At 45.2% G+C, this 19,808-nt stretch carries 17 protein-coding genes; 3 read left to right on the plus strand and 14 right to left on the minus strand.

What is annotated here, in order from left to right:
- Positions 1 to 259: 259 nt before the first annotated feature.
- Positions 260 to 3,442 carry a hypothetical protein gene (locus tag LQ226_RS19290; protein ID WP_231419674.1) on the plus strand — a complete coding sequence of 1,061 codons (3,183 nt, stop codon included), beginning with the start codon at positions 260 to 262 and terminating at the stop codon, positions 3,440 to 3,442.
- A 173-nt stretch (positions 3,443 to 3,615) separates the two neighbouring features.
- Here the strand turns inward: LQ226_RS19290 and LQ226_RS19295 are convergent, their stop codons facing one another.
- The 3 genes from LQ226_RS19295 to LQ226_RS19305 form a co-directional block, all read right to left on the minus strand.
- Positions 3,616 to 5,034 carry a glycosyltransferase family 2 protein gene (locus LQ226_RS19295; RefSeq protein WP_370635541.1) on the minus strand — a complete coding sequence of 473 codons (1,419 nt, stop codon included), beginning with the start codon at positions 5,032 to 5,034 and terminating at the stop codon, positions 3,616 to 3,618.
- Entirely contained in the window at positions 5,022 to 6,077 is a 1,056-nt protein-coding gene (locus LQ226_RS19300; RefSeq protein ID WP_231419675.1) for a HEAT repeat domain-containing protein, read from the minus strand. Before LQ226_RS19300 ends, LQ226_RS19295 begins: the two co-directional genes overlap by 13 nt.
- A 64-nt stretch (positions 6,078 to 6,141) precedes the next feature.
- Entirely contained in the window at positions 6,142 to 7,101 is a 960-nt protein-coding gene (locus tag LQ226_RS19305; protein WP_231419676.1) for a LacI family DNA-binding transcriptional regulator, read from the minus strand.
- Positions 7,102 to 7,200: 99 nt separating this feature from the next.
- Between LQ226_RS19305 and LQ226_RS21065 the strand changes: the two genes are divergently transcribed.
- Positions 7,201 to 7,323: a hypothetical protein gene (locus LQ226_RS21065; protein ID WP_255688860.1), complete on the plus strand. Its 123-nt coding sequence runs from the start codon at positions 7,201 to 7,203 to the stop codon at positions 7,321 to 7,323.
- Between the two features lie 155 nt (positions 7,324 to 7,478).
- Here LQ226_RS21065 and LQ226_RS19310 read toward each other — a convergent pair whose 3' ends face one another.
- The 6 genes from LQ226_RS19310 to nagE form a co-directional block, all read right to left on the minus strand.
- Positions 7,479 to 8,312, minus strand: coding sequence for an aldo/keto reductase (locus LQ226_RS19310; RefSeq protein ID WP_370635547.1), 834 nt, complete (start codon positions 8,310 to 8,312; stop codon positions 7,479 to 7,481).
- A gap of 447 nt (positions 8,313 to 8,759) precedes the next feature.
- The gene (locus LQ226_RS19315) at positions 8,760 to 9,482 is read right to left on the minus strand and encodes a sugar isomerase domain-containing protein (protein WP_231419678.1); all 723 of its coding nucleotides are present in this window, start codon (positions 9,480 to 9,482) and stop codon (positions 8,760 to 8,762) included.
- Between the two features lie 10 nt (positions 9,483 to 9,492).
- Positions 9,493 to 10,218, minus strand: a complete 726-nt coding sequence (gene phnF / locus LQ226_RS19320) for a phosphonate metabolism transcriptional regulator PhnF (protein WP_231419679.1) — start codon at positions 10,216 to 10,218, stop codon at positions 9,493 to 9,495.
- Between the two features lie 15 nt (positions 10,219 to 10,233).
- Positions 10,234 to 10,965 carry a glucosamine-6-phosphate deaminase gene (gene nagB / locus LQ226_RS19325; protein ID WP_231419680.1) on the minus strand — a complete coding sequence of 244 codons (732 nt, stop codon included), beginning with the start codon at positions 10,963 to 10,965 and terminating at the stop codon, positions 10,234 to 10,236.
- Positions 10,962 to 12,137: an N-acetylglucosamine-6-phosphate deacetylase gene (gene nagA, locus LQ226_RS19330; RefSeq protein ID WP_231419681.1), complete on the minus strand. Its 1,176-nt coding sequence runs from the start codon at positions 12,135 to 12,137 to the stop codon at positions 10,962 to 10,964. Before nagA ends, nagB begins: the two co-directional genes overlap by 4 nt.
- A gap of 51 nt (positions 12,138 to 12,188) precedes the next feature.
- Entirely contained in the window at positions 12,189 to 14,099 is a 1,911-nt protein-coding gene (gene nagE, locus LQ226_RS19335; protein ID WP_231419682.1) for an N-acetylglucosamine-specific PTS transporter subunit IIBC, read from the minus strand.
- A gap of 27 nt (positions 14,100 to 14,126) precedes the next feature.
- Between nagE and LQ226_RS19340 the strand changes: the two genes are divergently transcribed.
- Complete coding sequence (locus LQ226_RS19340; protein WP_231419683.1) at positions 14,127 to 14,558, plus strand: hypothetical protein; 432 nt, start codon at positions 14,127 to 14,129, stop codon at positions 14,556 to 14,558.
- A 230-nt stretch (positions 14,559 to 14,788) separates the two neighbouring features.
- Here the strand turns inward: LQ226_RS19340 and LQ226_RS19345 are convergent, their stop codons facing one another.
- The 5 genes from LQ226_RS19345 to LQ226_RS19365 all read right to left on the minus strand — a co-directional run bounded on the left by LQ226_RS19345 (position 14,789) and on the right by LQ226_RS19365 (position 19,688).
- The gene (locus tag LQ226_RS19345; protein ID WP_231419684.1) at positions 14,789 to 15,403 is read right to left on the minus strand and encodes a hypothetical protein; all 615 of its coding nucleotides are present in this window, start codon (positions 15,401 to 15,403) and stop codon (positions 14,789 to 14,791) included.
- Positions 15,400 to 15,627 carry a hypothetical protein gene (locus LQ226_RS19350; RefSeq protein ID WP_231419685.1) on the minus strand — a complete coding sequence of 76 codons (228 nt, stop codon included), beginning with the start codon at positions 15,625 to 15,627 and terminating at the stop codon, positions 15,400 to 15,402. The genes LQ226_RS19345 and LQ226_RS19350 overlap by 4 nt, the downstream gene beginning before the upstream one ends.
- Before the next feature lie 99 nt (positions 15,628 to 15,726).
- Positions 15,727 to 16,917 carry a PDZ domain-containing protein gene (locus tag LQ226_RS19355; protein ID WP_231419686.1) on the minus strand — a complete coding sequence of 397 codons (1,191 nt, stop codon included), beginning with the start codon at positions 16,915 to 16,917 and terminating at the stop codon, positions 15,727 to 15,729.
- Between the two features lie 309 nt (positions 16,918 to 17,226).
- Positions 17,227 to 18,741 carry a S41 family peptidase gene (locus LQ226_RS19360; protein ID WP_231419687.1) on the minus strand — a complete coding sequence of 505 codons (1,515 nt, stop codon included), beginning with the start codon at positions 18,739 to 18,741 and terminating at the stop codon, positions 17,227 to 17,229.
- 278 nt (positions 18,742 to 19,019) lie between these two features.
- Positions 19,020 to 19,688 (minus strand): haloacid dehalogenase type II, encoded by a 669-nt coding sequence (locus LQ226_RS19365; RefSeq protein ID WP_231419688.1) that lies wholly within the window; start codon positions 19,686 to 19,688, stop codon positions 19,020 to 19,022.
- Positions 19,689 to 19,808 lie beyond the last annotated feature (120 nt).

Below are 19,808 nucleotides of genomic sequence, written 5' to 3' on the forward strand. Positions count from 1 at the left end.
TTTTGTTTTTTCTGAACTATCATTACTATAAACTGGAATCTTAGCGTTAGACAACACTTTATCTCGATATAAAGGGAAAATGAGCGTTTTGGACGGTTTTATCGACAGCTGTCGACATGTTTTTGTTAGTCCATTCGACTCATTCCGAAGATTAATCGCTTCGACCCACTCACAAAATGAACCAGAAATTGAGAATACTGTGTCATATAAAAAGGTATGAGATAATACAAGTAATGGAAATTAAAGAGGGGGAGTTTGGATGAAAAAGTGGCCATTTGTACTAGGAGGATTTCTGCTTCTACTGGCCTTTCCGTTTATATGGTGGCTTCTAGAGCCAAAAGAGCCACTCCAAACACTCATCGTGGATAAGACCGTTCCAGATGAGTCATATAGAGAGCATAAAGGACTAACCTGGCTATTAAATTATGAAAAATATACGAAAGCAAACGGGGATCCCTATAATCTTGAAGAAGATTATATCGGGTATCATCCTGACAAGAAACAAGCAACCGCTTTGCCAGAAGACTTAAGTGAGTACAAAATGATTTATCTCGCCGATACATACGGTGTCTATAACGCCGATCTCGAAGGTGAGAATGAAGACGGAGAGAAATCTGCCAAAATCGAGGGCGGTTTAACTGCAGAAGAAGCAAAGCAAATAGAAGCTTCACTCTACGAGAACCCGGCGACATTCATCGCAGAATTTAACACGTTTTCAAGCCCCACTAGGGAAGAAGCGCGAAGAACCATTACAAATCTATTAGATATAAAAGCAACAGGCTGGTCTGGTCGTTATTTTGATGACCTTGCAAAGGACTCAGGAGGGGAGGTACCAAAATGGGCCATTCGCGATTATGAAGAACAGAAGGATCAGAAGTGGTCATTTGATGGAGCGGGTTATGTGCTCGTTCACAACGACAACACGATCGTCGTACTTGAAGAAGGAAAAGACGTCTCTGATGAAGGCATTCGTGCTACTTTCACAGATCAGGGTGTGGAACAGTTCGGACTGAAGAAGAGCCCTCATTATGCCTACTGGTTCGATATCGTCAAACCATATAATAAAGAAAACGTCATCGCCAATTACGACTGGGAGTTAACGAAGGAGGGAGAAGAAAAGCTTAACGCGCATAATATCCCCCTTCAATTCCCTGCCGTAACGCGAACGACGAAGAATGATTATCCAGCTTATTATTTCGCAGGGGATTTTGCAGATATGGAGACGCTCCCTCCCATTCATCAGTACAAAGGGTTGGCTTCATTCCGAAAATGGTTCTCCTTTGGAGATCAATCAAATCCTGAGCCTTTTTACTGGAAAACTTATATTCCGATGCTCAGGGACATATTAGAAGAGGCAGAGACGCCTGCAAAATCAGAGAGCGCTAACCCTAAGAAACAGGTCGCAAACGAAGATGGCATCGCCTATCCGACTAGAGTTGGGAAAGAACGCCTTGAAATCTACCAAGACGGGGAATGGAAGCCGACGCTTATGAAAGGCGTCAACATCGGCATGGGGAAACCAGGAGCGTTCCCAGGGGAAGCAGCGATCACAGAGCGTGAATATGCCCGCTGGTTTGAGCAAATTGGCGAGATGAACGCCAATGCTATACGCGTCTACACCCTTCATCCGCCCGGCTTTTACCGAGCCCTGAAGAATTATAATGAAGAAGCTGATGAACCGATCTACGTCTTTCACGGGGCCTGGGTGGATGAAGAACCTCTTGAACGCCATTTAGACAGTTTCCATGAAGAGAATACAGAGTCGTTTAAAAACGAAATCTCTACTCTCGTTGATGTGATCCACGGAAATGCCACGGTGGAAGAGAAACCTGGTCATGCGAGCGGGGTCTACAACGCTGATATCTCAGAATACGTCATCGGCTGGATCATCGGAATTGAGTGGTATCCTCAAATGGTCGAGAAGACAAACGAGAATCATCAAGACAAGGGTGATTACGAAGGTGACTATATTTATACGGAAAATGCGAAGCCATTTGAACATTGGCTAGCGTCGATGATGGATTACACGATTCAATATGAAATGGATCAGTATAAGTGGCAACGTCCGATCAGTTTCACAAACTGGCCGACAACGGACTTTCTTGACCACCCTTCTGAACCACTTGAGGAGGAAGACTTGGTCGGGGTAAATCCAAATGTCATTCACACGAACGAAGACACGTTCAAGCCAGGCATGTTCGCAAGTTACCACGTGTACCCGTACTACCCGGACTTCTTGAATCATGACGAAGAGTACCTTTCTTATAAAGACCAGCGCGGCGAGAACAATAGCTATGCAGGGTATTTACATGACCTGGTCTCAAAGCATGATATGCCAATCCTCGTTGCTGAATTCGGTGTACCTGGATCTCGAGGGAAGACACATGGCAACCCATTCGGTTGGGATCAAGGACATCATTCAGAAAAGCAGCAAGGAAACATTAATAAACGCTTATTTGAAGATATTGTAGCAGAAGACACGCTCGGCGGTCTCGTCTTCACATGGCAGGACGAATGGTTCAAGAGAACGTGGAACACCATGGAACTCGATAACCCGAACAGACGTCCATTCTGGTCCAACGCACAGACCAACGAGCAACAATTTGGACTCTTATCCTTTGATCGCTTGAAGCGAACAATTGACGGTAAAGGTGAGTCCTGGAAAGATACAAAAACGGCTTCAACAGAAAACGGAGACATCCAGTCCATTGCCGCTGACCATGATGAACGATACTTGTACCTTCGTCTTGAGATGAGTGAGAGCTTCCAGTTCGAAGACCAATCCCTGAACGTTGCATTCGATACGATTCAGAACCAGGGAATCAAGTCCATTGCGGACGGACTAGAGACAGACGAGGGCATTGATTTTCTTCTGAAAATGGACGGAAAAGATAAGGCTGAACTTCTCGTTGATAGCTATTACGATCCGTTCTACTATCAGTACGGAGATACGTTGTCGATGATCGAGAAGCAACCCTATGCGAGCGAGAAGAATAACGGAAACTTCCACCCAATCCGATTAGCGCTTAACCAGCAGCTAACGGTTCCTTCAACTGGTGAAGTCATCCCGTTCTCATCCTATGAAACTGGCAAGCTCCAACACGGAAATGCAGATCCAGAATCAGAAGACTATAATGCATTAACGGATTATTCCATTGGAGAAAAAGGTAAAGTCATTGAAGTACGCATCCCTTGGCTCCTTCTTAATATCAAAGATCCAAGTCAAAAAGAGCAAATGGCTGATCTGTGGAAAGAAGGCTTAAAAGGATCTCAAAGCTTTAAAGACATCTCCCTTAAGGCATTCACCGAAGACAACGATACAGTTCGTTCCTCAACCGACTTCCTTTCTTACAGTTGGAAAAACTGGAATGAACCGAAATCAGAAGAACGTCTGAAGAAATCCTATGACATTATGAAAGAAGCTTATGAACAAGCCGAATAATAAAAAAAGCTGCCTTCTCCTCTAGCGGAGTAGGCAGCTTTTTTATTACTGGATGTTGGCGTGGGGATTTAGACGTTAGGTGGGCTTTTCTAGTCATCCCAGATCGCTTTCTGGACGTAAGAGCAGCTTTTCTCGTCATCCCCACTCGCTTTCTAGACATCCTCCCCCAACACTCACTGCGAAATCCCCTTCCGCTTCATCTCTCCCCAACCCTGCTGCTTCCGAGCAACCTGCACAAGGCCAAGGAGGCGCCAGAATACAGTCAGCGGGCGATACCAGAAGGTCTCAGATAAAGCGTATAAGAATAAGCGGATCACGTGGCGTTCTTTTGGATACCGACGGAGGCTCCACTCCTCGAGTAGAACAGCACCCATGGAAAGAATCGATCCATATAAAAGGGCAAGGAGAAACATAAGGATGGCTACTTGTACGTTGATGATTCCTGTCAAAACACCAATCGGAACAAGGATATAACCTAAGACCTCTATAATAGGGCCAAGCAGTTCAATAAATACAAAATAGGGAACAGAGATGAGTCCGATGCTTCCGTAACGCGGATTAAACAACATCCGTTTATGGTGCCAAAGTGACTCAAACAACCCACGGTGCCAGCGACTTCGCTGACGTTTTAAGATCGTTGTATCTTCAGGGGCTTCTGTCCAGCACACGGGATCTGGAACATAGACGATTTTGCTAGACTCCTTCTCTTCTTTCATGAAACGGTGGAGCCTTACGACAAGCTCCATATCTTCACCCACCGTATCCCGGCGATAGCCACCGGCGCGTATGACCGATTCCTTATGAAAAATCCCAAAGGCACCTGATATGATCAGCAACAAGTTATTCTGACTCAGACCAATACGCCCCATTAAGAAGGCTCTTAAATACTCGATTACCTGCATGACTACGAGTGGAGATTTTGCTAGCCCAATCTCCATGACCTCACCCCGTTCAATGCGGCAACCGTTCGCGATTCGAATGCTTCCACCCGCTGCGATCACTTCGCCATCTGATTCTATAATCGGCTTCATCACTTTTAAGAAGGCATCTCGCTCTAAAACAGAATCTCCGTCTAACGAACACACGTAAGGATAATGAGAAATATTGATGCCGGCATTTAAAGCATCCGCTTTCCCGCCGTTTTCTTTGTCGATCATATACACATTGCTATGAATAGATGATTGATAGATTCCGCGTATGGACTCTGTATCAATTTGTTTTCGTACAACGTGTGGGATTCTTTTCATATCGAATGCTTCAATCATGATATCGACCGTTCGATCTTTAGATCCATCGTTCACAACAATAATTTCAAATTCACTATAGTTCATACTGAGGAGCGCCCGCACACTGCTATAAATACCAAGCTCTTCGTTGTAGGCCGGAACGATTACAGAGACAGGCTTAGCATCAATGTTGTCCAGGTAGTCCTCATACGGCTCTTTTTGATTCAATCCATATTGTTCCCTCAGTTGTCTTGAGGAGATCACGAGCATGACGGTATAAAATCCAATTACAACAACCATATATAAGATGAATAAGAGTGTAAAAAGTTGAAATAGACCTTGTAGGACTAACGCTATGATTTCCATGCAGCTCCCTCACTTTCTAACCACTGATGAGCCATATCCCGGGCGTATGGATCAACACTCGTTTCAAACACATGGGACAAAATCATATCCCCGTCATTATAAACGGTAAGTGCCTCCCCCGCAGCTTGTCGAACAAACCAGTTAGAATCAGACAACAGATCCACAAGGACGGACTTATACCGTTCTTTCTCGGTCACTCTTGCAATCCGCGCAACCATCATACGCTCCTGAAAATGGTCTGAGGTTTTCAACGCAAGGATCACATCATGATTCGAGACGTAACCAAACGATTCAAGAACTTTTAACAGACTCATCCGAAGTTCAAATGAGGCCTCTGACAGGCGCACTTCCAAAAATGGAATTCGACTGTAATCCTTCATCTCTCCAATCCACTCCACAACAGCTTGCTGAAGAGGAACAGGGAGAGAATCAAATTGATCTAAAAAGCGCTCGAAATCAACTTGTAGAAGCCTCCTGAAGATCTCTTTATACAGGAACTTCGGATATGGATGATGCTCCCCGAGAAGATCATAAACCAATTCATCTGAATGAAGAGCACTAAGCGTTCGGACAATCTGATAATGTTCAGCCGTGTTTTTATAACGCTTTTGTTTATACCGTTGCCACAACTCTTCGTGAAAGCTTTGAATTTTAAAATCTTCTATTTGGTAAAGAGCATTCATTCGTAAACTGAAGCGTCGATGAGCAAGCAAACGTTTATAATAGTCCGTCATTGTCCATTGAGCAAATGAGTTCACACGCATTTTGACAGAGGAATCTTTAAGCGTTGTCGTGATTTCTTCTAGTAATTCAGATAGGGCTTCATACACGATCCGGTCATGTTGAATGAGACTCGAATGGCCTTCTTCCCCTGAGATGACCACTTGTTGAACAACCGGCTTTAATTTTCTCTTATACTCTTTTTTCCTCTCTTCGTACCGTATCGTTCTTCCCTTTTGGGCGAGAAGGAACAAGAGTAAGCCTGTTAACAATAGCGCAAGTAAGATTACAAAAAGCGCCACCCAGGCAAGCGTTATAGTCATGAATAATAGGTCCCCCCTTAAATGGTAAACTTCCTTGCAGTATATGGATTCAATAGTTAGAACTTTACACACTTCCCCGTTCGACCAGTTCAAATGGATAGATCGTTGACGTCTTGTCTTTCTTCACGACTTTCTCAACAAGATTCACCCCAACCTCATGAAGGGGCAAATGAATCGTAGTCAGGTCAAGCGCTTCCGCAATAGGATGGTTGTCAAATCCAAGAATAGCCACATTATTAGGAATCTGAATTTGCTGCTTCTGGGCCTCCATCATAAATCCAGCAGCCACCTGATCACTTGTAATAAGTAAGGCGGATGGTTTCTCGTTAAGCGCCGCATATTCACTCACGACCCGCTTCCCATCTTCAATCGTTAAACAACCATTAAAAATCCACTCTTCACGAAAAGGCTGTCCGATCCTTTCCAGTTCCTCACAATAAGCTTTCTCTCTTAGCTTACTATTTGTTCCATTTCTACGTCCAATACAATACCCGATTTTCTGATGACCCTGATCCACCATGTAGCGCATACCAAAGCGAAAGGCTTCATAGTGATCAACTGAGACACATGGAATCGTCTCATGAGAAGCTGTTTCACATACAACAATAGATCCAAAAGATTGATAGGATTCGATCGCTTCCCATTCACTCGCGCGAGAAAGAATGAGTAACGCATCCACTTGCTTCTGCTTTAACGCTTCAAAAGCCTTATGCTCTTCTTCCTTCATGTAGTTCGTCTGATAAAAAACGAGATTATACCCCTGTACAAGCGCCTGATCCGCAATCCCCTTCAGCAGCGTGGAGAAATAAGAATGATTAATGTATGGAATCACAACCCCAATCAGTCTCGTTTCACCAGTAGATAAATGAATGGCATTAATGTTTTGGAAATAGCCAAGTTCCTCCATGGCCCTCTCCACCGCCACCCGCTTCTCCTCTGTGACGTAGGGGTGCTGATTCAATACCCGGGACACCGTCGTTACCGACACTTCAGCCTGTTTCGCCACATCTCGTATATTCGCCATACCCTCACCTCAAACGTTATGTAAAAAAACTCTTGTTCTGAAACGCGTTTCATACCCTATAGTAAATTTAACAAGAACAAAAAGAAAGGAAGATTGATCATGTTCACAGGAATCCTAACCCTCCTTTTCCTAACCCTATTCGAATGGGGAACCATTCACTACCTTCACAATCAGAACAAAGAAGAAGTAGAAACCTACTACGAGAATCTCTACTACGACTAAGAAACAGCAGATTAGCGCACTAAAGCACGAAAGGGTGCCAGACACCGTTTAGCCCTTTAGTGCACTGACGCGTGTCTGACACCCTGCAATCCTTTAACGTAAAAAAGGTACCTGCTCCTTATGCGGAGGCAGATACCTTTTGTTTGAGACATGGTTTAGAAATCGAAGTTGTCCGGGTCTGGACCGACGCGGTGATTTTCGTTTAACGCGCTGATCTTCACGACTTCTTCATCTGTTAATTCAAAATCGAACACATCGGCGTTTTCTTGAATGCGATGTTGTTTCGTTGATTTTGGAATGGTAACAATACCAATTTGAAGATCCCAACGAATCACGATTTGAGCAGCTGTTTTATTATATTTATCAGCTAACTCTTTAATTACAGGTTCTTCTAAGATTTGCCCTTGCATAAGGGGACTCCATGCTTCCACTACAATATCATGCTTGGCACAGTAGTCACGAACTTCCTGTTGAGAAAGTTTCGGATGAAGTTCTACCTGGTCGATCACCGGTGTCACTTCTGCATCTTTTAATAAATCATCTAAGTGATGAGGATGGAAGTTACTTACACCAATCGCACGGATTTTACCGTCATGGTAAAGCTTCTCCATCGCTTTCCAAGATTCTTTATATTTGCCTTCAACTGGCCAGTGAATTAAATAAAGATCTAAATACTCAAGGCCTAGCTTCTCGAGGCTTGTTTCAAATGCTTGCAACGTTTCCTCATAACCTTGGTCAGAGTTCCAAAGCTTAGACGTTACAAAAATCTCATCACGGCTTAGTCCGGATTCTTTCAGCGCTTTTCCTACGCCTTCCTCATTCTTGTAGGCAGCTGCTGTATCAATGCTGCGATAGCCGTGTTCTAAGGCCCACTTAACTGAATTGATGACTTCATCGCCATCTTCTACTTTAAATACGCCTAATCCTAACCGAGGCATGTCTACACCATTATTAAGCTTGATCGTATCTTGTAAACTGTTCATGATTATTACTCTCCTCGAATCGATTTTGAGCTCTCTGGCTCAGCTTTTTTAGCGTATCACCAGCCCAGGGAAGAATACAAAAATCCAGCTTACTGATGGCACATCAGTGGGGGAAGTAACTCAGTGATCTAGAAGTTTTTCGACGGTAGAGCTCTGGTTCTAGACATAAACCACTCTTTTCTAGACGTTACCCATTGGATTTTCGACGTCAGCCTTTCTTTTATAGACATCAGAGGGCTCTTTCTCGACGTCCTCCTGCACTTTCTAGACATCAAGAACCTTTTTCTCGATGTCCGTCTTTCTTTTCTAGCCATCACCCTCACCTTTCTCGACGTCCCATCCCTAATTCTAGACATCACGGCGCCCATTCTCGACGTCCGCCCTCTCATCCTCTCCCCACCCCGAACTACACATAAAACCAGCACCCAATTCAGATGCTGGTCTCTCCCATTACTAAAAATCAATTCGTTCCCGATAGACCTCAATCAGACGCTCATTATGATCACTTGCCCCTTCTACATTCCCACTCTTGAAAATAGGCGGGGTGTTGCCTCGTTTTTTCATCTCTACAACGACTCTTGTAAACACTTCATGAATGAGCGCTGCACCGACGGCGGTTGACGTTGGGCCAAAGGGCTGGTCGATGCCCTCTTCTTGTAATATCGCATCGCCGACAGGGACACGGGTGTCGAGAACCGCATCCACTACTTCCTCGAGGCGCTTGCCACTCTCATGACGGGAACTCTGAGTTTCTTGATAAGAGAGGGATTGAAGCCCTATTGTGAAAGCACCGCGACGGTTTGCTTCCAACGTGACTTCGATCGGAACAGGATTACGTCCGGACGTTGAGATCACGATAACGACGTCCTCTTCTCGTATATCCAAATCCTTAATGAACGTATCTCCAAAAGCCGGATCCCGCTCCCGCTCTGACGACTGAAGGGCACCATTATGAAGCAGAAGTTCATCCACTAAAACCGGTTTGACCGGCACAAGCCCGCCTGCCCGGTAATACGGTTCCTGGGCTAGCAGACTCGAGTGGCCACTTCCGAATAGCTGAATAATACCTCCTCGCTCTAGGCGGTCGGCTATTTGTCCCGCTAAATGAAGCAAATGATCCCGATCTTTTTCTTCAATATAAGAAAGATTGTCTATGAGCTGTTTCAAGTACGACATCCCATCACCTCTATTTCCGAATGATGTCACTGCTGAATTTATAACGATCCGCTCGGTAAGCTGACTTCACGACCTCGAAAGGAGTCCCATCTGTTAAGAAAGAATTCCGTTCGATGACGAGCACTGGGGACGAAAGTGGGACTTGAAGGAGTTCTGCTTCCTGCTGATCTACGATGGTCGCTTCAATGACCTGTGTGGCTCTTCCGATTTTGTAGCCATGCTTGGCTTCCATATATTCATAGAGCGATCCTTGCACAATGTCCTTGCTTAAACCAGGAACTAATTTTGCCGGAATGAACGTAGTCTCCACAGCCATCGGTTCCCCGTCTGCGAAGCGGATACGTTGGATCAGGAAAAGCTCCTCCTCTTCCTGAAGACCCAGCTTCTCTGCCATCTCTGGCTGAGCTGGAACCACATCGAAATGGAGCAAGCGACTGCTCGGGACGAGGCCGCGTGCTTTCATATCCTCCGTGAAACTCGTCATTCCTTGTAACGTTTGTTCAATCTTTTGCTCGGCCACAAACGTGCCGCGACCTTTTTCCCGATACAGGATTCCGTCGTTCACCATATTCGTAATCGACTGGCGAACCGTCATGCGACTCACATCATAGGTTTCAGAGAGCTCTCGCTCAGACGGAATCATTTCCCCCGGTAGAAACGCACCCTTTTGAATTTGTTGTTTAATATGTTCTTCAATCTGGTAGTACATCGGCAGGGGGGATCGTTTATCCAACATGAAAAACGCCTCCTCTTAATTTTGCACAGTTTGATAAGCAGCCAGGTCTACAATAAGCGTGACATCTGGATGACGGTGAAGGGCTGACGCTGGGAAATCTTCGCTTACGTCCTGAGACAGAAGCTTCTGAATCGCGTCCGCTTTCTTCTCTCCGCTTGCGATCAGCACAATCTTCTTCGCTTTCATGATGGATTGGATACCCATTGTTATGGCCTTTGTCGGAACTTCCTCAATGGATGTGAAGAAACGCGCATTCGCTTCACGAGTAGAATCCGCCAGCTCCACGACATGCGTCTCACTCTCAAAGGAACTCCCAGGCTCATTAAATCCGATATGACCGTTATGCCCAATCCCTAATAACTGAATATCAGGGGGACCAACCTCTTCTATCAATGCTTCATAGCGAGCGCATTCTTCTTTCAAATCCACTGCCTGACCATCTGGAATATGAGCCTTTCTCGTATCCATATTAACATGCTTGAAAAGGTTTTCCTGCATAAACGAGCGGTAACTTTGAGGATGACTTTTCGGGACACCTACATATTCATCAAGGTTCAATGTCGTCACATTAGAGAAGTCCATTTCCCCAGATTCATAACGCCTGATCAGTTCTTGATAAGTCCCAAGAGGCGTACCTCCAGTCGCCAGTCCAAGGACACACTCAGACTCAGGCTTGTTCCTTTGCTGCAGCAGGTCCGCAGCTTTTTGGCTCATTTCCTGCTCGTCTTTCGTTACAATGATATTCATGAAAGCTCCCCTCCTTTCTGATAACTGATAACCCCTTTACAGAATGTCGCAACGAGGTTCATCGACTCATCCATCAAGACGAGATCAGCATCTTTTCCGGCTGAAATGCTTCCTTTCCTGTCAAAAACCCCGAGCTGCTTAGCTGCGTTCTCTGACGTCACTTGAACAATCTCACGCTTTGTCAGATCGTTAATCGAGCGCATCCGCTTCGCCGCTTCCTGAAGGGTTAAAATACTACCAGCTAATGTCCCATCCTCAAGTCTCGCTTCACCATTCTTCACGTGCACATCCTGGCCACCGAGATCATACACACCTTCTGGCAGGCATTTCGCACGCATTGCATCGGTAATTAGAATCGTATGCTCAGACCCCTTTTGCGCATAGGCAAGTCGAATCGCATCAAGATGAACATGAATGCCATCTACAATCATTTCGGTCTTCAGCTCAGGATGCAAAAGAGCTCCCCCTACAACACCAGGTTCCCGGTGATGCAGCCCGCTCATTTGATTAAACAGATGAGTAACATGCTTCGCACCGCAATCCACCGCTTCTTTTACCTGCTGAAAGGTCGCATTCGAGTGACCGATCGATGGCACAACACCACTCTGTGAAAGATAGGCAATAAAATCAAGAGCGCCATCTGATTCCGGAGCAAGCGTGACAAGCTTAATGTGGTCGCCACTCTTCTTCTGCCACTTTTGAAAAAGCTCTTTGTTCGGTGGCACAATGTGCTCATGAGGCTGTGCCCCTGCTTTATCTGTTGAAATAAACGGTCCTTCTAAATGAATACCGAGCGCTTCTGCTCTGCCATCTGCTTGTTGCCTAGCAATATAGTGTCCTGCATTTTCAACCGCTCGTTCGATTCGCTCATGGGACTGCGTCATCGTTGTCGCCAGAAAACTTGTTGTCCCCTCGTTTGGCAGAACCCGACTCATTTCCTCTAGCGCTTCTTCCGTTCCGTCCATGACGTCACAGCCGTTAGCACCATGGATATGAACATCAATAAAACCAGGATAAAGGGTTAACCCCTGATCGGTACCATCAAATAGAACAACAGCATCACCGATCTCGTCTGTTCCAATCTTTTGTATCTTCCCGTCTTGAATGAAGACGTTCCCGTTCTCAACCGTCCCGTCTTCTAAGACAAGGTCTACGTTCTGAATAACATACATATGAGACCTCCTCATAAGAAAGGGAGAGCAGCCACTCTCCCTTGTATTGATTTACTTTTGTACGTGTACGATATTAGTCGTTTGCGCATCCTGGTCGCCAGTTTTCTCAAGTTTCAGCGTCTCACCATCCAGGTTTGTAAACACAATTGGTGTCACAACAGATGGAACCTGGTCACGAATGGCGTCAAAGTCCACTTTAATAAGAGGCGTTCCTTGTGAAACGGTCTGTCCGTCTTCAACAAGAAGCTCAAACCCTTCACCTTGAAGCTTCACCGTGTCGAGTCCAATATGAATCAGGATCTCTACTCCATTCTCTGTTTCAAGACCAATCGCATGTTTCGTCGGGAAGACGTTAACGACTTTCCCGTCAACTGGGGACGTAAACGTATCACCTTTTGGATCTACGGCGAAACCAGGACCCATCATACCTTGTGCAAAGACTTCATCTGGTACTTCCGAAAGTTCCATCACACGACCTGCAATCGGCAAGGCAAAAGCTTCACCGCTCATCGCTTTTCCGGCATCTGTCTGTTCTTCTTTAGATTCCACTTCCTCAGGCTGATCCGGAGCCGAAGTATCTCCACGGTCCATGCGCTTTCGTATTGCATCAGCCACAAATTCAACCGTTGTACCGACGATTACTTGAAGGTTTTTCCCCTTCATTTTCATAACACCACGAGCACCCAGTCGCTTCAGTTTCTTCTCATCGACCTGCTCCTGATCGGTCACCTGCATACGCAGGCGCGTCGTACAATAATCAAGGCTTTCAATATTGTTCAGACCACCAAGGGCTTCAATATAGTGATAAGCTTTCGCGTCATAGTCACCTTTCTCTGTTTCAACCATGTCCTCTTCCTCATCTTCATCCTCACGCCCAGGCGTTTTCAGATCCAATTTAATAATTAGGAAGTAGAAGACGACAAAGTAGATGACTCCCATAACAATTCCAAGACCAGCCAGTAACAGTGGATTCTGAGCTAATGTAAAGTTCAATAGGTAATCAATTAAACCTGCCGAGAATCCAAATCCATGTCGGGTATCTAATAAGTATGCTGCTACCATCGACACGCCCGTTAACAGCGCGTGAACGACGTATAATAATGGGGATAAGAACATAAAGGAGAATTCAATAGGTTCTGTCACACCCGTTAAGAAAGATGTAAACGCGATCGAGAATAACATGCCACCTACAGCCGCTTTACGCTCTTTCTTCGCGGCCATATACATTGCCGCACAAGCTGCCGGTAAGCCAAACATCATAACCGGGAAGAAGCCAGCAAGGAAATACCCAGCTTCCGGGTCACCGTTTAAGAAACGATTAATCTCCCCGTGGAAGACCTCACCTGAAGCCGTTGTAAATGAACCAAAATCAAACCAGATCACCGCGTTCATCACGTGGTGTAATCCAACCGGAATCAACAGACGGTTTAACACGCCATAAATGCCAACACCCGCTGTACCTGCATTTAAAATCCAGTTCCCAAGTGAATCAAGTCCATCTTGTACCGGCGGCCAAACAAATCCTAATAGAAAGGCCACCACAACCATCGTCAGCGATGTGATAATGGGGACAAACCGCTTCCCGCCAAAGAAGGCGAGCCAGTCCGGAAACTTCACATTATAGTACTTGTTATAGAGCAAACCACCGGCTATACCAGCAATCACCCCGCCAAACACTTTCATATCTATATCAGGGTCAATCGATTGAGCCCCTTCTGTTAAAACAAGGTACCCAATGGCACCAGCAAGGGCTGCTCCCCCACTCCCATCGTGGGATAACCCCATTGCAATACCAATCGCAAATATAATCGCAAGGTTACCTAGAATCCCGTTCCCCGCTGCTGTAATGAACGGAATATCGAGCATATCTTCTTTCCCCAGGCGCACAAGAAGCGCAGCCGCAGGAAGAGTCGCAATCGGAAACATTAAAGACTTCCCAATGCGTTGCAAAAAGTTGAGCATAAGCTCCCTCCTCAAGAACATAATAAAATGAAAACGCTTTTTCATACATCTACCATACCACTCAGGTATCTAGTTGTCTATACCAGTTATAGATTTGATGGAATGGGACTATATAGTGTGTTCGGTGAGTGGGTCGTTGGTTGGGGCGGTTGTGGAGGGAAATTGTTTTTCTGGGTGCTTTGGGCGGGGTTAGGTTGGGGGGCTTTTATGGGGTGTTCTGGCGCTTCAGGTTGTCGTCCTGACACTTGGGTGGGGCGTTCTAGCGCTTTGGGCGGATGTTCTGACACTTGGGTGGAGCGTTCTGGCGCTTCAGGCTGTCGTCCTGACACTTGGGTGGAGCGTTCTGGCACTTCAGGCTGTCGTCCTGACACTTGGGTGGAGCGTTCTGGCGCTTCAGGCTGTCGTCCTGACACTTGGGTGAAGCGTTCTGGCGCTTCAGGCTGTCGTCCTGACACTTAGGCGGGGCGTTCTGGCACTTCAGGCTGTCGTCCCGACACTTTTAACGGTGGTCTCGTCACTTTAGCCTGTGGTCTCGACACTTTTACGAGCCGTCCGGGCACTATTAGCTTAGATTCGGACACTCTCCCCACGTATCCCGACGCTTTCCACGTCTGTTCGGGCACTCCATCCAACCAAAATAAAAAGAGCAGTTTCAAAACTGCCCTTGCTGTAGTCAATCTATTTTTCATTTAAGGTTCCATACGTTCCTCAATCTTCATATGTAACACCAGCACAACGGCACTTTCTTCAATAATCTCAAGTAACTCTTCCTCATCCCTAGAATCTCTAATCTTGACTACATCTTTTTGAGGAGCTTGGAAATACACCGCCAGTGCTTTAGTTTCACCCAGCTGTAACGTTACATCTTCGTCTTCCTCTATTGTAAAACCATAAGAAGTAGGATAGCCTTCCTCAAACAGCCGCCCTACACTGACAGGCTCTAATTTCATGTCTTCCGCATAAAGAAACATCGACGCATCATCCGAATTCGTCCGAAGAATCCCAAGTCCAAGTGACCCTTCTTCATAGTTTTCCGGATTGTTTCCATAAGATAGTTCAATTAAAGGATTCTCATCTTTCTTCCCATCCCTATATCGATCCACCCATACGTTCACCCATCGATTATTAGCCTCTGGCAATTGATAGGAAAAATCGAATAGCTTTCCTATTCCCAGCTCTTTAAATGTGTCTTGATACTTCGAATCGCCATATGCACGAATTGTCGATTGATCAGGTTGGCTTTGGCAACCCACACTCATCATAATTGTAAAAATCATTAAAACGGCTAGAATCCATTTCTTCAAGATAACTCTCCCTTCCTGTGTAACCGATATTTCACATACCGTTTCGCTCGGTACACAATCATAACGGCGAAATACACATACGCAAGGACCACCCCGAAGTAAGTCCAGTTACTAGTAGGACCATCCAGCAAAACCAGGTAAATGACAAATTGAGCAAGACCAACCGCTAAAATCGTCATAAACAAATTATATCCATGAGCATCTTTCGTTTTTGAAGAAAACATCCCAGTCACACCTTCCAAAATATTCTAATAATTCTATTGTATTACAAAAATTCTTACAAAAAAAGAAGAGCTTTTTTAGCTCTTCTTCTTCGATCCAATCTATTTTGCCTTTTTCTGCTTCGCGTACTGATCTTTAACAAACACAAGACCTAATTCATAATGATCGTTCTCATACATCGCCCGTTTAGCAAAACGAATCTCACCAGCGGTATCCTTCACAGCAATCTTGCAATAAGCAAGATTCGATTGGACAGCATAGTAAAAGTCCTGTTCGTTCGTCACGTTTAGACCATTGACTTTTTCGATCGTTTCCCCGACGACGAGATTCATCTGATCTGCTGGAGACCCTGGTATTACACCCAGGATCGGCAACCCGTCATACCTCGGGGTAAAGTATGGATTCTTGCCATGGTCGCGCCATCTTAATAAGAAGGAACTAATCTCACGACCTACTGGAGCAAGAACAATCGCCACAAGAGCAAGAATCGGTACATAAAAACTGGCTACAGATAAGCCCAGTACAAGAATTGCAAGAACAACCAGAGAAGATCTCATTGTTAAAGCAGCACTCCTTGGAGAAACGCCACGTACGACATGCTCAAACCCTAGCAAAATAGGCGCTGCCATAAGTCCGTACGTTCCATCCCCGATCTCAAAGATCGGCCACCAACCTGCAAAAGGCTCAATCGCCCCACCTGGAATTAAGAAAAAGACCGGCAGAAAGCCTAGACGCTTCAAGCGATGCTGCCCAATTAACTTCCCGCGGCTTCCCTTTACATACTGTGGGAACGAGTCGTTATTACGAAAACGGTGGAACAGGATCGCTTCCAGGATAAGAAAGACACCCATTAAGAGCCCAAGGGCTGTAAAACTGGTATTCTCAAAAGCCGTCACCCACGAATCAGGAAGAAAAGATGTATTCAGCTCAGGCAGCCATAATAGAAGCACAGCCGTGAGAGCTAACGTGTACGCTGGAGATATCCAACTAAACCGAAGCGAAAGCGTCAGAAGAATGACCACCGCTGAGTATAGGAGAACGACTGGGTAAGGAAGAGAAAAACCAACTGCTATGGAAACAATGGATAAAATAAGTCCAAAAAGCAAGCTTATCCCAATCGTCTTACGCCACTCGGCAAAGATATGAAAGATCTTACTCCCAAAATCCCGCCGCTCTCGCTTAATCCGCTTCACCGAAGCCATCATCAAAAGCAACACAGTCCAATACGTAACCGGCTGCATAAACAACCGCCCGAACCCTTTCATAAGTTCAAAAAACCAATCAGAAATCATGATGTATACCTCCTAAACTGAAATGCTGAGGGCCGCGTTTAGACACGGCAGTCATAAGACAAACAACGCAGTGAGGTGCTCTTTCCTCACGAAGTTGTTTGACTTATGTACAGAGTGTCTGCGGCCCGAAGCTGGACACTAGAAATGCGCAGGCGGGTTAAAAACATTAGAGGAAGTTCGATTAAATTCGCCACGTCCTGTGACAACCTCGAACGCTCCCACCTCGTGTTCGGCCCCCCATTCACGAAAAAAATCCGCAGCGATATGCTACGGATTTAATTCGATAGAAATCGTTAAATTCCTGCTACCTTATTCACTAAACAATACGTCCAGTGCTTTTTTCATTTGGGTGTCGTTTTCTTTGTTTTGAACTTTTTCAATGACTTGAGCTTGAATTTCAGAAGCCGTGTCTTTGTTCACTTCACCCGTCGCTTTAAGATCATTGGCTTGTTGGAAAGCCTTAACCGCTTGCGTCGTTTCTTTGCTGAAGTACCCATCTTTTCGGCCAGGTTTGTAGCCAATGCCTTCTAGCATTTTTTGAACGTTTGCGATCTTTTCACTATTTTGATCATAGGTTAATGGTTTGTCTTCAATTTGAACCGGATTCGTATAGAAGTAATCAGGTAAATCCGCTTTTACAGTTGGCTCGATTCCTTTTTTGTGAATCCAGTTGCCATCTGGTGTAAGCCACTTGTAAACCGTTAGCTTCATACTGCTGCCGTCGCCCATTGGAAGAGGCTGTTGCACCGTACCTTTACCAAACGATTTATTCCCAACAAGGTCATAGTCACCCGCTTCTTTCATAGCGCCTGCTAGAATTTCAGATGCGGAAGCACTACCCTCATCGATTAGAACAGTAATCGGGTACTCTTTCTTGCCATCCCGCTCCGTGAAGTAACGCTCTTTCTGACCTTCACTATTTTCTACCTGAACCATTGGTTTATCTTTCGGGATAAAGTTCTTCAAGATCTCTTGAACGGATGTGAACAAACCACCCGGGTTACCTCGCACATCAATCACAAGACCTTCAATGCCTTTGTCCTCTAGTTCTTTTAGTTGCGTATTAAAATCTTTCGCTGTGTTTTCAGAGAAAGAGGTAATCTCAATAACGCCCGCTTTCTTGCCATCTACTTCTTTAACGCTTGAGTAGACCGTTTCAATTGGAATCGTGTCTCGTACGACATCGATCTTAAGCGGTTCTTGTACACCTGGACGATCAATCTCTAACGTTACGGTCGTCCCTTTTTCACCACGGATCTTAAGAACCGCGTCATATAAATCTAAGCCTTCGATGTTTTCCCCATCGACACTGATAATCTGATCCTTAGGCTTCAAGCCCGCCTTCTCAGCCGGTGAACCCTTAAACGGAGAAACGATCGTCACTTTTCCATCGACCATGCTCACTTCTGTTCCAATCCCCTCAAATGATGAAGAAATGGAATTGTTAAACTGCTCCATCGTTTCTTGATCCATGTACACACTGTACGGATCCTCTAACGTTTCGAGCATTCCTTGAATCGCGCCTTCAACTAACTCCTGTGACTCAACGTCCTGTACGTATTTCTCTTTAATAAGAGAATAGGCTCGATCCACTTTTGAAAGCTCGCCACCGTTATCTTCTTTCAATCCATCGAGGATATCCCCAATTGATTTTTTTGAACCTTCACTTTCATCTGCGGAAGCCTGACTTTCGCTGTTTGTGACCTCGCTCTTAGCCTGTCCTTCTCCAGGGCCAACGAGTTGGACGCCTGCGTACGTAATAATCGCTCCGATCACCATGGAGGCAACGAGCAGGACGGCCAGATACCGTTTTCTTAGGTTCATACCTTTTCACCTCGAATAAATCGATTTTCTCTACCGAAAATACTGCACAAATGGGCATCACACTGCCTTGTGAGATGCCTTATATTTCTACTATATGCCAGAAACAATTCCGACATGTCCACGATAAAAAAGAAATGCTTTCTACTAAATCCTTACCTACTAGTGTACACCATTTTTTGGAGTCACAAAAGATATAAACATAAGATATTGCCCTTCTGAGCACTTTTTGACCATAATAAAGCCGGCACTAATCTCTCTCGATCAGTGCCGGGTAATCGTTATTCTTTAATCCATTCTAGTATGCCATTTAAGTCATCGTAGATGGTATCAGGCTCAAGGTTCAGCTCTTCAACTGGTAAACCATTTCGGTTAATCCAAGCCGTTTGGAACCCAAAATTCTTCGCTCCTGATATATCCCATCCATTTGAAGACATAAAGAGTACTTCTTCTCTTTTCACACCAAGTTGATCTAACGCATAAAGGTAGGAATCCTGAGAAGGCTTAAACTGCTTAATACCATCTACGCTTAACACTTTATCCACGTAATCCGTAAGACCCGCATTCTCGAGAAGGGGGTGGAGCGTTTCAGGTGTGCCATTTGAGAAAACAACGCGCTGGTACCCTTCAAGTTTTCCGAGAACCTCTTCCACTTCATCATAATGGGTAAGGTGCAAATACGCCTCCATCAACGCATCGCTTTGTTCCTGCGTGATCTCCTCCCCGTGCTTTTTCACTGCATAATGAAGCGCATTAGTGGTCACGACAGGGAATCGTCGATATTTCCCCATCACCTGGTATAAAAAGAAATACTCGAGCTGTTTCTCCCGCCAGGACTGGCTAATAGCCTCCCCTTTTTCCGGGAAAAACTCCTCACATTTCTCCTTTACGGTATGAACGTCAAAAAGCGTGCCATACACATCAAATATAAAAGCTTTAATCGGTGCCATCGTATCCATTCCTCCAAACATAACTTGTTCATGACTTTACCCTTTTTCAAGTTCTATAATCTTATCAGATGCGCGGAAATAGGTAGTAAACGGACGTGATCTTCTCCTTTGCCCCCTCCA

It is taken from the genome of Pontibacillus sp. HN14 (assembly GCF_021129245.1).
GTDB lineage: Bacteria > Bacillota > Bacilli > Bacillales > BH030062 > Pontibacillus.